The following is a 13,627-nucleotide window of genomic DNA, read 5'->3' on the forward strand; positions in this document are numbered from 1 at the left end:
GAAGCATTACTGAGTAACATCCTTCCTCAGCTTACAGGGTTATCGCTTTTATGACCCAAGGCGTGGTTACGCCAAAAATTTGAGTAAGCTATGAGTACATTATTATCAACCCGTAATCTGTCATTCCACCCCGGTCACACGCCCCTGTTAACCGATATTTCTGTTGCCCTGAATCAGGGAGAGAAAATTGGCCTGATTGGTCATAACGGTTGCGGAAAAAGTACCCTAATGAAATTATTATCCGGGCAATTAATGCCGGATGAAGGTACTGTCACACCGGCAAACCGCGTGATAGTCGCCTATATTGAACAACATCTGCCTGAATCATTACAGTCTGTGACACTGATTGATGCAGTGCTGGAAAAACTACCTGCGGAGCTGCGTGTCTCTGATATGTGGCGTGCCGAAATGCTGTTAACCGAAACCGGTTTTGACAGCACACAGTGGTCTTTGCCGCTTTCCGCACTGAGCGGCGGGCAGCATACCCGTTTGTTACTGGCGCGGGCGCTGATTATCAATCCGGATTTGCTGCTGCTGGATGAGCCAAGTAACCATCTCGATTTACCGACCATTCTGTGGCTGGAGCAGTTTTTGGTAAGCTGGCGCGGCAGTTTTATCCTGGTATCTCACGATAATACTCTGCTCGACCATGTGACAAACTGCACATGGATATTGCGTGACGGCACAATTTCTGTGTTCCGGCTGCCTTGTTCACAAGCACGGGAAGCGCTCGTTGCACAGGATGAAAGTGATGAGCATCGTCACAGCGCGCAGCAAAAAGAGATAGACCGCATCGCGCAAAGTGCAAAACGTCTGGCTATCTGGGGGAAAGTGTATGATAACGAAGCCCTTTCCCGTAAAGCCAAACAAATGGAGAAACAGGTAGGACGTTTGCAGGATGATCAGGTTGAGCTGTCAGCCGGAAGCCGGTGGCAACTGCAACTGACAGGCGATGCCCTGCGGGCAGATCGTCTCTGTGCATTTAATCAGTTAGCCGTTATCCCGGCCGATAATTGCCCGCCGCTGTATGTGACGGATAATTTATCAGTGAAAAGTGGCGACCGCGTCGCTATTACGGGTGCAAATGGCACAGGGAAATCTTCATTGCTGCGGATGATTTGGGCGCAGTCACAGCAGGAGAGTATCACTTTACCCGACAGCCCGCTGGTACTGCATCCACGGGTTCATTTGGGCTATTACGACCAAAAACTGGCGCAGCTGAATGATACTGATTCATTAATGGATGCACTAAAACCGTTTGCTCCGCTGATTGATGAACAGCGGAAAATGGCCTTGATCGGCGCGGGATTTCCCTATCTGCGCCACCAGCAAACTGTCGGCTCACTGAGCGGTGGTGAGCGGGCGCGGCTGTTATTTATCGGGTTAAGCCTGGCGAAATATTCTCTTCTGATGCTGGATGAACCAACCAACCACCTGGATATGGACGGGAAAACCGCACTGGCAGATGAAATCAGCCGGTTTGCCGGTGGTTTGATTCTGGTCAGCCATGACCGGGAACTGATTGAAAAAAGCTGTAACCGGTTTTGGTATATCGACGGCTCACGGCTGACGGAGTATCACGATTTGGATCAGGTTTATGATGCTATCCGGCATCTGAATGCTGATCAGTCCCCGGATGCAGTAACACGGTCACTTGACGCAACACTTGAAACAACGGCTGTTGCAGATGATGAAGAGGAAAAACTGGCGGCGCTGATCGCGCTGGAAGAAAGGCTTGCTGCCGATGTACAGCGCAAACCCGGACACCAGAAACCCGCACTTCAGCAGCAATGGCAGGCAGAAATTGCCACTTTGCGTGTGCAATTAGGGTTAGATGAGTAATTAAGTAAGGTGGACACCTTCGGGTGTCCATATACCCTTATTCATTCAAACTGCTGGTTCGTTGGCGACATGACGTTGGGTATAACTTCACATTTTTCTTATTTTTTGGTCAGACCATCTGCTTTCAGCCAGCCTTCCGTTATTTTTCCATTCGCCGGATGAATATAACGTCCGTGCAAAAATCCCTGATACGGCTGTTTGCGATCAACCCAGACGGCATCATCCTGCACAACAAATGTTTGCACTTCCGCTTTGCAGCCTTTATCCGGCGCATCATAAAACCTGAGCTGTTTTTGTGTGACGATATATTTATGTGATGCCGGTTCACTGTTATGCAGTTCTTTTTCGTAGGCTTTTTCTGCCTTTTCTGTGACCGCGTCACAAACTGCTCCTTCTGGTTCAAGGCGGTTTACATTGATCCAACCCTGCGCATTACCGTAGCCCACCAGCAACCAGCCCTCTTTTTCACCTTTCACCGGGGTTGTCGCCCGGAAACCATTGACCTGAAGCACATCACCCGGCACCACAAAGGCATTATCATCACGACACTGTGATGTGGGTGCGGCATGAAAATAGGCGCGCCCGGTACCGGTCACCCGCCATTTCGGGGATTGCGCAATAAACGCCTCAAGGCGCAGCGTACCGAGGATTGTCTGACATGCCTGCTCTTTTTTAAAGCACGATTGCACCCGTTGCCCTTGTACCGCACTGAAGGTCAGTGATACCGGATGATCTTCATCCGACTCTGTTGTCTGCAATGTATTGTTTTTTATATTATAGGTCACCCAGCCGAGCTTACCGGCACCGGGGGTGTCCGCCGACGGCGTCTGCCGGGTATCCGATAACTGAATGGCAAGTTCATTGTTATCACGTTTTTCAATATCAATACTCAGTTTGTCTGATGTCACCTTTTCCGCACGGATAAGGTCATGATTACTGCCCGCAATCAGTTTTGTCAGCTCATAACCACAATCAAATAACGGACCGGAGACGGCAGCCGAAACGGTGCCGTTTTCATCCGCTACAACCTCTGCGGCTGCCGGTGCCGCGATTACCTGCAGTGTCGCCATCAACAAACTCAATCCTGAAACAGCTGAACGAAAATACATCCCTATTCCTTCTCTTAATAAGTTTCCTGTTGCAATGCTTCGCGCTGTAACAAGCGCTTTTTCCGGTCAATTCCCCAGCGATATCCGGCAAGTTCCCCGCTGGTACGCACCACTCGGTGGCACGGAATAGCCACTGCCAGGCAGTTTGCCGCACATGCGCCCGCCACCGCACGAACCGCGTTCGGGGAACCTATCCGTTGCGCAATATCGCGGTAACTGACTGTCGTGCCAACCGGGATAGTTTGCAGTGCCTGCCAGACACGGCGCTGAAAAGCAGTACCACGGATATCCAGTGGTAATTCAAACCCCGCAGACGGCGCTTCCACAAAACCGACCACTCGTGCAACAACCTGCTCAAATTGCGCATCTCCGCCAACAAGTTCGGCATTCGGAAATTGATCCTGTAAATTTTGCAGCAGTGTTTCCGCATCATCACCCAGCAAAATAGCGCAAATTCCTTTTTCGCTTTGTGCAACCAGAATATCACCCAGCGCACATATACCAAGGGCAAAATAGATAAGCGCTCCTTTGCCGCCGGCGCGCCAGTTTTTTGGTGTCATCCCCAGCAGTGTATCTGATATTTCATAAAACCGACTGCCGGAACTGAAGCCGGATTCAGCAATTGCACCAGTAATTGTTGCCTGTTTTGTCAGTTGGTCACGCAGCCGTTCGCCCCGGAAAGCCCGCGCATACGCCGCAGGTGTTACCCCGGTGTGAGTTTTAAACAGACGATGAAAATGAAACGGACTGACCCCCGCGGATTTCGCCAGCTCCGCAAGAGGCGGTACAGCACTGCCGTGATTAATGCAGGTTTCCAGTTCGCGGCAAGATTTGGCAATCAGTTGTGCATGTCGCTGCATCATAGCGTCACCACTGCGCTGCTGTCGTTTTCCGGCACGATAGCCCTGCACTTCAGCTTGTGCCGGTGTGGCAAAAAATTCAGTATTTTCCCGTTTCGGCAAACGCACCACCGTAGACGGAAATCCCCATATTTGGGTAGTTCTGACAGCATAAACAAAATGCGCATCTGCCGTTTTATCCCGGGCAACCAGCGCCGCCCAGCAATCGTCATCCGATGGTCGTTGTGAGTCTGCTTTCATCTTGTGCTCATTATCATCGCGTACAGCGAAAAGTAAGATTAAACCGCCGGACACCCGCAAGCGGATGAACCCCGTTTTTTACCGGACGGACAGCATGATAGTTCAGCCGGGAACGACCGCCCCACACCAGCACATCGCCATGCTCAAGCGCAAAGGTTTTCAGCGGGTCGTGCCGCTGCATTCCGCCGAACTGAAATTGCACAGGTAACCCGAGCGAAAACGAGACAATCGGCTGGCGGCGATCAGGTTCATCTCTGTCCTGATGCAATGACATTCCCGCGCCCGGGACATAACAGTTAATCAGGCAACTGTCCGGAAGAAACCCATGAAAACCGGAACGTTCCGCCGCATTTTGTGCAAGAGACAAAAACAGTTCCGGCATGAACGGCCACGGATTGCCGGTCAGCGGATCAATGGCAGAATAACGGTAGCCTTTTGCATCTGAAATCCAGCCCTGTGCGCCGCAACTGCTCATCGCCGCTGACATCGGGTATCCGCCCGGTGTCAGCATATGACGAAACGGGGAGGTAGCGGTGATCGCGGCGATATTCGCCAGCAACACGGTATCTTCATTGCTGAGGAAACCTTTGAATAAACAGGCATCCGGCGCAATATTGAGTGGTTCATCGTGCGCAAAAAGATCTGACATTGTGTCTGTGTTCCCTCTGTCCTTCCGGTAATATACCCTTATTCATTCAAACTGCAGGTTTGTTGGCGGAACGAGGGCAGCCGGGTCACATACTTGTGTATGCTCCCCCATAGGTCGGAGCTTGCCGCCTGCCTGCATCCTGAATGACGTTGGGTATAACAGTATTGCCTGCCACGGACGGGTAAACACTCCGCCGCTTGCTTTTCAATTCGGACGACCTTTATAAAGCGGCTCAGATTCAGGGTGATATGATGCGCTCCTGTTTTAAACGCCGCCACAAAGTTGTCCGGCTGATCCCCAGCCAGTCAGCCGCCGCCTGCCGGTCACCGCGAAAACGGGCAATGGCCTCTGCCGCCGTTGCGGTTACCATAGGTTCTGCGGTAGCGGTAAGTATCTCCGTGGGTTGTAGCTCAGCACGGCGCTCCGGTGATAACTGCATTAATAATGATTCAGTAATTATTTTGTCAGGATAAGCACTGCAATACAGTGCCACCCGCTCCATCAAATTGCGCAACTCACGGGCATTGCCCGGCCAGCGGTACTGATAGAAAAAGGAACTGCACGCCAGAATTTGTTGCAGATACCCGCGATGCAGCGGCAAATCCAGTTCAGCAAAGGCCAGTTTGAGCAGTTTTTCCGCTAACAACAAAATATCCGCATCCCGCTCACGCAGTGCCGGTAATTGCAGACGCAACACACCGAGACGATAAAAAAGATCTGCGCGAAACCGCCCTTCAGCCACCCATTTGTCCAAATCACCATGAGTGGCGCAAATAACCCGCACATCCACAGTAATGGGTTTGTATCCGCCGATACGGACAATCGCACGATCTTCCAGCACCCGCAGCAGCCGTGTCTGAAGAGATAACGGCATCTCGCCGATTTCATCGAGGAACAAGGTGCCGCCGTCCGCCGCTTCAAATAGCCCTGCACGTCCGCCCCGGCGTGAACCGGTAAACGAGCCCTCTTCATAACCAAATAGTTCAGCTTCCAGCAGGCTTTCCGGAATTGCCCCGCAGTTAACCGCAACAAACGGCGCACTGCGCTTTGTGCGCTTATGGGTACGGAACAAGATATATTCATGGTGAATGGCTTGTGCCGCCATTTCTTTGCCGGTGCCACTTTCGCCCTGGATCATCACCGTTGCTTTTGAACGGGCAAACAGTGTAATTGTCTCGCGGACCTGTTCCATGACCCCGGATGTCCCCAGAATATCATTAATCGTATGACGGATACTCAGAGAACCGGCAACCGGCAACGGGAAGCTTTGCGGCTGGTGGCGGATCCGCGTTAGTTCTATTGCGTCCGTGAATGCCCGGCGGACAGCATCATTAGAATAAATAAAAATACCGGTCATTCCGCACTCAGCCGCAATATCTGTAATCAGCCCCGCGCCCACCACAACAGTAATCCCCGCCGCTTTCAGTGCATTACACGCCGCTCTGGCATCTTCGGCGGTGATGTAACTGCGCTGCTCAATCTGCATCCCGAAACTCTGAGCCAGCGATTCAAGTGCCGGAAAGGTATCCCTGTAATAGACAAGACCAATGCGATCACTGATTTGACGCGCCTGCACCAGCGCCTGCATCACATCAAACCCGCCCGGAGCGGCGATAATCACCGGCACCGGCAAATGCTGCTTCAGATACGCACCGTTTGATCCGGCACTGACAATCACATCACAGCGCTGCGTTTTCAGCCGCTCACGGATGGCATCAACCGCCGCATCAAACCCGAGATTGATAGCACTGATAGTGGCGCGGGCACTGAATTCCGGGCTGATATCGCGAAACTGGGTAAACAGGCGGGAGATGGAAACAGTCCAGATCACCGGTTTGTCACTTTGCGTCATCAGTCTGCTCCTGTTTCAGATGTTTCATTTATTTCAAATATTTCATTTTTGTTTCATGAAACATCATAAACCAGGAAATGAAACATAAATAGCACCATCATCACAAATCACTAACATCCCGCTTGTCAGACAGAATCATCAACTTCTATAGTGGAAGCCGTAATATCCGGATAAACAAACCAGTATTTGTGATGTGCGTCCCGTTTTGGTTCGTTTTAGTTTAATACCAGGCTGATTGGCACAGTGATTGCTTTATAACAACTGAGAACTAATTTGTATCAAATGAGTATCAAATTAATAACAAGGTGAATATATGGCTCTTAACTCCGCAGGACGCGCATTCCGTGATGCCGTAAAGTCTGAATCCCCGTTGCAGCTGGTCGGTGCTATCAATGCCAACCACGCTTTGCTGGCTAAACGTGCGGGCTATAAAGCAATTTATCTCTCCGGCGGCGGTGTTGCCGCAGGCTCCCTGGGTATTCCGGATCTGGGTATTTCCACACTGGATGATGTGCTGACAGATGTCCGCCGTATCACTGATGTGTGTGATTTGCCGCTGCTGGTGGATGCGGATATTGGTTTTGGTCCGTCGGCATTTAATGTGGTACGCACTGTAAAATCCCTGATCAAAGCCGGTGCCGCCGGTATGCATATTGAAGATCAGGTTGGCGCAAAGCGTTGTGGTCACCGCCCGAACAAAGAAATCGTATCAAAGCAGGAAATGGTTGATCGCATTAAAGCCGCCGTTGATGCGCGCACAGATGAAAACTTTGTGGTGATGGCGCGGACCGATGCCCTTGCGGTGGAAGGTCTGGATGCCGCCATGGAGCGTGCGCAGGCGTATATTGAGGCCGGTGCTGATATGTTATTCCCCGAAGCCATCACTGAGCTGGATATGTACCGCCTGTTCACCAAAAATATCAACGCACCGGTGCTGGCAAATATTACTGAATTCGGGCAGACGCCACTGTTTATTCTGGATGAACTGCGCAGTGTGAATATCGCTATCGCCCTGTATCCGCTTACCGCGTTCCGTGCCATGAATAAAGCGGCTGAAAATGTCTATAACACGCTGCGCCGTGAAGGCACTCAGCAGAGTCTGCTGGCACAGATGCAGACCCGTGATGAATTATACCAAAGCATCGGTTACTACGATTATGAAGACAAGCTCGACGCCTTGTTTTCACAGAAAAAGTAACACCTGAATCTTACCCGATACTATGCGAAGCAGGTTGTTTTACTATACCCAACGTCATTCGGGATGCAGGCAGGCGGCAAGGGAAGACAGACGGGGAGCATACATTAGTATGTGACCCGGCGTACATCGTTCCGCCAACGAACCTGCAGTTTGAATAAATAAGGGTACATAATAATAAGGAATACCCGTAATGAACAAGCAACTCAGCAAATCTGAACCTACACCGAAGAAAGGTAAAAAATCCGTCGCGCTTTCCGGCGTCGCTGCCGGAAATACCGCACTCTGTACTGTGGGGATCAACGGGAATGACCTGCACTACCGCGGATATGACATCCTGGACTTAGCCACACAATGTGATTTTGAAGAAGTCGCTCATCTTCTGATCCACGAAAAACTGCCGAATGCCGCTGAACTGTCGGCGTATAAAGTAAAACTGAAATCCCTGCGCGGTCTGCCGCACAGTGTGAAAAAAGCACTGGAAGCCCTGCCTGCGTCTGCGCATCCGATGGATGTTCTGCGCACCGGCGTATCCATTATGGGCTGTGTTCTGCCTGAAAAAGAGGGGTATCCGTTATCAGGTGCGCGTGATATCGCTGACCGCTTGCTCTCTTCCCTGACCTCAATGCTGCTGTACTGGTATCACTATGCGTTCAATGACCGCCGCATTGATACCGAAACAGACGAAGAAACCGCCGGCGGGCATTTCCTGCGCCTGCTGCATGGTAAAACCCCGTCTGCTGAGTGGGTTCGCTACATGAACTCCTCATTTGTTCTCTATGCCGAGCACGAATTTAATGCCTCGACGTTTGCTGCGCGGGTTATTGCCGGAACCGGTACCGATTTTTATTCGGCGATCACCGGCGCTATCGCGGCACTGCGCGGACCTAAACACGGCGGCGCAAATGAAGTATCCCTGGAAATTCAGAAACGTTACAGCTCACCGGATGAAGCGCAGGACGATATTATTGCCCGCCTTTCCCGCAATGAAGTGGTGATGGGTTTCGGACACCCTGTGTATACCATCGCTGACCCGCGTCATCAGGTGATCAAAGCGATTTCCCGTGAGTTATCGGAAGAAGCCAAAGATTTCCGTTTATTTAATATCGCAGACCGTATTGAATCCGTAATGTCACAGCACAAGAAAATGTTCCCGAATCTGGACTGGTTCTCTGCGGTTGCTTATCACCAGATGGGTGTTCCGACGGCGATGTTTACCCCGATTTTTGTTATTGCCCGCTCCGCAGGCTGGGCGGCACATATTATTGAACAGCGTCTGGATAATAAAATCATTCGTCCTTCCGCCAATTACACCGGCCCGGAAAACCAGACTTTTGTCCCGTTGAATGCGCGTTAATTATTGAATAATAAGGAATACAGACTATGTCAGCATCCGTTACCACACAGCACCAAGAGTACGATCAGGTTATTCAGGACATTACTGACTATGTGCTGAAGATGGATATCAGCAGTGAGCGGGCTTATGACACTGCATATTATTGTTTTCTGGACACCCTGGGCTGTGGTATGGAAGCCCTGGAATATCCGGCGTGCAAGAAAATGCTCGGTCCTGTCGTTCCGGGAACGATTGTTCCGAACGGTGCAAAAGTGCCGGGCACACAGTTTCAGTTAGATCCCATCCAGGCCGCATTTAATATCGGTGCCATGATCCGCTGGCTCGATTTTAACGATACCTGGCTGGCCGCCGAATGGGGACATCCTTCCGATAACCTCGGCGGTATTTTAGCGGTGGCCGATTGGTTGTCACGCGAAGCACTGGCAAAAGGTAAAGCACCGCTGCCACTGAAACGTGTGCTGACTGCGATGATCAAAGCACATGAAATTCAGGGCTGCCTGGCGCTTGAAAATGCGTTTAATAAAGTCGGTCTTGACCACGTCGTGCTGGTAAAAGTCGCATCCACCGCGGTTGTCGGTGAAATGCTGGGTCTGGATCGCGAACAATTGCTGAGTGCGGTGTCTCATGCATGGGTAGATGGTCAGTCTCTGCGCACCTATCGTCATGCACCGAATACCGGCTCCCGTAAATCCTGGGCTGCCGGTGATGCCACATCCCGCGCAGTGCGTCTGGCTCTGCTGGCACAAAAAGGTGAGATGGGCTATCCGACTGTACTGACCGCGAAAACCTGGGGTTTCTATGATGTGCTGTTCGACGGCAAACCGTTTAAATTCCAGCGCGCTTATGGCTCGTATGTAATGGAAAACGTGCTGTTTAAAATTTCGTTCCCTGCCGAATTCCATTCGCAAACCGCTGTTGAAGCTGCAATGACTCTACATCACACGCTGACGAAAGCCGGTAAAACGGCAGATGATATCGAAAAAGTCACTATCCGCACGCATGAAGCCTGTATCCGTATCATTGATAAACACGGGTTCCTGAATAATCCGGCTGATCGCGACCACTGTATTCAGTATATGGTTGCTGTTCCGCTGATTTTCGGTCGCCTGACCGCGTCAGATTATGAAGATAATATTGCCGCCGATGCCCGTATCGATGCTCTGCGCGCGCGCATTCATTGCGAGGAAGATACGGCATTTACCGGGGACTATCATAATCCGGAAAAACGCTCTATCGCTAACGCCCTGACTATCACCCTGAAAGACGGTACTGTTCTGGATGAAGTTGTGGTGGAATATCCGGTCGGACACGCCCGCCGCCGTGAAGAGGGCATTCCGTTATTACTGGAAAAATTCCGTATTAATCTGGCGCGCCAATTCCCGGAAGCACAGCAGAAACGTATTCTGAATGCTGCCCGCGACCGTAAAACGCTGGAATTACTGTCTGTCAGTGAATTTATGGACTTGTTTGTTATCTGACAGTAGGTTCCAATCTGCCCGGCAACGCAGAAAAACAGAACGGATACCCTCACCGGTATCCGTTTTTATTTCTTATTTCTTACTTCTTATTTTTCGGCAAACATCGCCAGAATATCCTGCTCTGTCAGCATCGGCGTTTTTTCTGCAAAATGATAATAATCCGGTTTGCAGTCCGTATAAATCTGCATAGTCAGGCGGCTTTCTTTTGTCTCACCAAATAATGCCGCCGATACATAATATTGATTGGCAGGTTTCAGATAATAAAAAAGATGCGTGCCGCATTCACGGCAAAAACAGCGATCACCCCACCCGGATGAAGCATAACGGGAGATATAATCCTCACCGCTGATACTGATATCACTGCCGCAATCGACAGACATAAACGGCGCACCATTCCATTTCCGGCACATGCCGCAATGGCAGACCGAAATATCTGTTACCGCTTGTTGTGTGGATACTGACACTTTCCCGCATAAACATTGACCTTGTGACATCGGTTTTTCCTTCTCATTATCATTGCCGGATTTTTAGCAATTTAGCACAGCATTTTTCCGTTCAATAATTGAAAAGCGGAACCTGTGACGCGCTTTCAAAAGTTTATCCGCGTTACACTGTGCAATATTAACTGCCGGCATTATATCGCTGTGGACGTGTTATTTTTTCCGGGAAACCCCGCTGACAGAATCGGAGTAAGTCATGATTGTTTTAATTACAGGCGCAACCGCAGGTTTCGGTGAGGCTTTCGCACGCAAATTTATTGATAACGGCCATACTGTAATCGGTACAGGACGCCGTCTTGAACGCCTGGCAAAATTACATAAAGAGTTCGGCGATCGCTTCTATCCGCTGGCGCTGGATATGATGGATCGCCCGGCGGTCGATAATGTGATTGCCGCCCTGCCTGAATCACTGCGTGAAATTGATGTGCTGGTGAATAATGCAGGTCTGGCGCTTGGTATGGAAACTGCTGATAAAGCTGACCCTGCAGAATGGGATGTGGTTGTCGATACCAACATCAAAGGGTTGCTGCACATGACCCGCGCGATACTGCCGGGCATGGTGGAAAGAAATCGTGGCCATATCATTAATTTAGGATCAACTGCCGGCTCCTGGCCTTACATGGGCGGTAACGTTTATTGCGGTTCAAAAGCCTTTGTAAAACAGTTCAGTCTGGCACTGCGCGCGGATCTGTTCGGCAAAAAAATCCGTGTGACCGATATTGAACCGGGCATGGTCGGCGGAACTGAATTCTCCGGAATTCGCTATCGTGGTGATGAAGAAAAAGCCGATAACACCTATAAAAATGCCGATCCGCTGATGCCGGATGATATTGCGGAAGCCGTTTACTGGGTGGCAACACTACCGGCGCATGTTAATATCAATACCATGGAAATGATGCCGGTTTGTCAGTCCTTTGCCGGACTGAATGTTCACCGTGAAGGCTGAAAACCACAGTAAAATATAAACTTACCTCATTTATTTCAGGTAATTTTCTTAAATTACCTGAAATTACGCACGAAATGCTTTTTCTTTTGTTGGTGCTCAAATACACTTCGGTATAATGCATAAGATCAGAACGAAATTTGCAGGATTGAACTTTGAGGAAAACACGATAATGACTAAATCCATACTCACAAAGTGGTTTATCGCAACCGCCTTCGCTGCACCGTTATTTTTTGCAGCACAGGCAAACGCAGTTACTGCAAATTGCAGTCCGGGTAGCACATGTGTCGTCAGTGGCGGTGATACCGCGCTGGAGAAAGAAAGAGCGCGCCAGGAAAAAGAACAGTGGGATGATACCCGTTCCCTGCGCCAGAAAGTGAACCGCCGTGCGGAAAAAGAGTTTGATAAAGTTGATCGTGCTATTGATGTCGAAGATGCCTGCTTAAAAAGTTCCGTCGTCACTGCGTATTGGGAGCCTAATACACAGAGATGTCTTGATGCAAATACAGGACGTGAAGTTACTTCAGGTTGGAAGTAGTAAATATTTAAGGAAAAATGATGAAAAAACTGATTGCGGTTAGTACGGTACTTTTTGCGCTTATCCCTGCAATGGCACAAGCTTCCTGCGAAAGCGTCACGGAAGAAATTTCGCAGAAAATCATCAGCAACGGTGTGCCTGCTGACGGCTTTACCTTAACTGTCGTGCCTGCGGAAAGTGCAGCACAAGCTGAAGGTCAGGTTGTGGGTAACTGCGACAATGAAACACAGAATATTATTTATCTTCGCAAATAATTCGCAATAACAGTATGCGGTCAGACTTCGTAATATTGTTAATGCATGAATTGTGAATGACAAAAAAGGGCTATCAATAATAGCCCTTTTTTTTATTTATCATCAGTCTGTTAACTCAGGAAGCGACCAGTTCTTTGCCCCAGAGCATCTCAATTTTTTCAGCATTCAGATAATGCGATAACTCGCGCTCTTCCGGACGCAGTAAATACGGGATCTCGCCCAGAAGCGGAGCCGGCAGATGTTTCAGTAAACGATCCATCACCTGCGCGTAATGAGACAGCCCCGGGTTAATCCGGTTTGCAATCCAGCCGATAATTTCCAGGCCATCGTATTTAATTGCTTCAGCAGTTAATAATGCATGATTCACACATCCGGACTGGATCCCGACCACCAGAATCACCGGCAGTTTCTCTTTCTTCACCCAGTCAGATAAAAATGTTTCATTATTCAGCAGATAACGCCATCCACCGTTCCCTTCCACCACAACCTGTTCCGCAACCCGGCTTAATTTTTCCAGCCCCGCTGATAATGCAGGAAATTGGATATCCGTCGTCGTCGGACCATAGTTATTTTCCAGCATGACTGGGTTAACATCCTGATAAGTAACATCAATACTGGATGTCTCATGCAAAACCATGGCATCGCGGTTACGTTTACCGTTAAGGGTATCATGGTATTCTGTTGCGATTGGTTTATACCCAACGACAGATTTACCCAGTCGGTTGATGGCTTGCATTAAAGCCCGCGTAGCGACAGTTTTGCCTATATTCGTATCTGTGCCGGTTATAAACAAGCGCCTTAACATAGATG

The 13,627-nt window shown here is 49.8% G+C and carries 13 protein-coding genes; 7 read left to right on the forward strand and 6 right to left on the reverse strand.

Features of this window, described 5'->3' with window-relative positions:
• Positions 1 to 90: 90 nt before the first annotated feature.
• A complete protein-coding gene (locus ACMHKJ_RS02535; RefSeq protein ID WP_413491903.1) occupies positions 91 to 1,842 on the forward strand; it encodes an ABC-F family ATP-binding cassette domain-containing protein in 1,752 nt (583 codons plus the stop codon).
• Positions 1,843 to 1,940: 98 nt separating this feature from the next.
• Here ACMHKJ_RS02535 and ACMHKJ_RS02540 read toward each other — a convergent pair whose 3' ends face one another.
• The 4 genes from ACMHKJ_RS02540 to prpR form a co-directional block, all read right to left on the reverse strand.
• Positions 1,941 to 2,912, reverse strand: a complete 972-nt coding sequence (locus ACMHKJ_RS02540) for a hypothetical protein (RefSeq protein ID WP_413491904.1) — start codon at positions 2,910 to 2,912, stop codon at positions 1,941 to 1,943.
• A 53-nt stretch (positions 2,913 to 2,965) separates the two neighbouring features.
• Positions 2,966 to 4,051: a bifunctional DNA-binding transcriptional regulator/O6-methylguanine-DNA methyltransferase Ada gene (ada, locus tag ACMHKJ_RS02545; RefSeq protein WP_413491905.1), complete on the reverse strand. Its 1,086-nt coding sequence runs from the start codon at positions 4,049 to 4,051 to the stop codon at positions 2,966 to 2,968.
• A gap of 13 nt (positions 4,052 to 4,064) precedes the next feature.
• Positions 4,065 to 4,700 (reverse strand): DNA oxidative demethylase AlkB, encoded by a 636-nt coding sequence (alkB, locus tag ACMHKJ_RS02550; protein WP_413491906.1) that lies wholly within the window; start codon positions 4,698 to 4,700, stop codon positions 4,065 to 4,067.
• Between the two features lie 238 nt (positions 4,701 to 4,938).
• Positions 4,939 to 6,552: a propionate catabolism operon regulatory protein PrpR gene (gene prpR / locus ACMHKJ_RS02555; RefSeq protein ID WP_413491907.1), complete on the reverse strand. Its 1,614-nt coding sequence runs from the start codon at positions 6,550 to 6,552 to the stop codon at positions 4,939 to 4,941.
• A gap of 313 nt (positions 6,553 to 6,865) precedes the next feature.
• Between prpR and prpB the strand changes: the two genes are divergently transcribed.
• The 3 genes from prpB (at position 6,866) to ACMHKJ_RS02570 (ending at position 10,582) form a co-directional block, all read left to right on the forward strand.
• Complete coding sequence (gene prpB, locus ACMHKJ_RS02560) at positions 6,866 to 7,750, forward strand: methylisocitrate lyase (RefSeq protein WP_413491908.1); 885 nt, start codon at positions 6,866 to 6,868, stop codon at positions 7,748 to 7,750.
• A 190-nt stretch (positions 7,751 to 7,940) separates the two neighbouring features.
• Positions 7,941 to 9,104, forward strand: a complete 1,164-nt coding sequence (gene prpC, locus ACMHKJ_RS02565) for a bifunctional 2-methylcitrate synthase/citrate synthase (protein WP_413491910.1) — start codon at positions 7,941 to 7,943, stop codon at positions 9,102 to 9,104.
• Between the two features lie 26 nt (positions 9,105 to 9,130).
• The gene (locus tag ACMHKJ_RS02570) at positions 9,131 to 10,582 is read left to right on the forward strand and encodes a bifunctional 2-methylcitrate dehydratase/aconitate hydratase (protein ID WP_413491911.1); all 1,452 of its coding nucleotides are present in this window, start codon (positions 9,131 to 9,133) and stop codon (positions 10,580 to 10,582) included.
• A gap of 86 nt (positions 10,583 to 10,668) precedes the next feature.
• Here the strand turns inward: ACMHKJ_RS02570 and ACMHKJ_RS02575 are convergent, their stop codons facing one another.
• Positions 10,669 to 11,076, reverse strand: coding sequence for a GFA family protein (locus ACMHKJ_RS02575; RefSeq protein WP_413491912.1), 408 nt, complete (start codon positions 11,074 to 11,076; stop codon positions 10,669 to 10,671).
• A 202-nt stretch (positions 11,077 to 11,278) separates the two neighbouring features.
• Between ACMHKJ_RS02575 and ydfG the strand changes: the two genes are divergently transcribed.
• The 3 genes from ydfG to ACMHKJ_RS02590 all read left to right on the forward strand — a co-directional run bounded on the left by ydfG (position 11,279) and on the right by ACMHKJ_RS02590 (position 12,817).
• A complete protein-coding gene (ydfG, locus tag ACMHKJ_RS02580; protein ID WP_413491913.1) occupies positions 11,279 to 12,028 on the forward strand; it encodes a bifunctional NADP-dependent 3-hydroxy acid dehydrogenase/3-hydroxypropionate dehydrogenase YdfG in 750 nt (249 codons plus the stop codon).
• Positions 12,029 to 12,197: 169 nt separating this feature from the next.
• On the forward strand, positions 12,198 to 12,563 hold the full coding sequence (locus ACMHKJ_RS02585) for a DUF1283 family protein (protein ID WP_067424928.1): 366 nt from the start codon (positions 12,198 to 12,200) through the stop codon (positions 12,561 to 12,563).
• Between the two features lie 20 nt (positions 12,564 to 12,583).
• Entirely contained in the window at positions 12,584 to 12,817 is a 234-nt protein-coding gene (locus ACMHKJ_RS02590) for a DUF1161 domain-containing protein (RefSeq protein ID WP_413492103.1), read from the forward strand.
• Positions 12,818 to 12,932: 115 nt separating this feature from the next.
• Here ACMHKJ_RS02590 and bioD read toward each other — a convergent pair whose 3' ends face one another.
• Entirely contained in the window at positions 12,933 to 13,622 is a 690-nt protein-coding gene (bioD, locus tag ACMHKJ_RS02595) for a dethiobiotin synthase (protein WP_413491914.1), read from the reverse strand.
• Between the last annotated feature and the right edge of the window lie 5 nt (positions 13,623 to 13,627).

This window comes from Morganella psychrotolerans (assembly GCF_965118875.1).
GTDB classification, from domain to species: domain Bacteria; phylum Pseudomonadota; class Gammaproteobacteria; order Enterobacterales; family Enterobacteriaceae; genus Morganella; species Morganella psychrotolerans_C.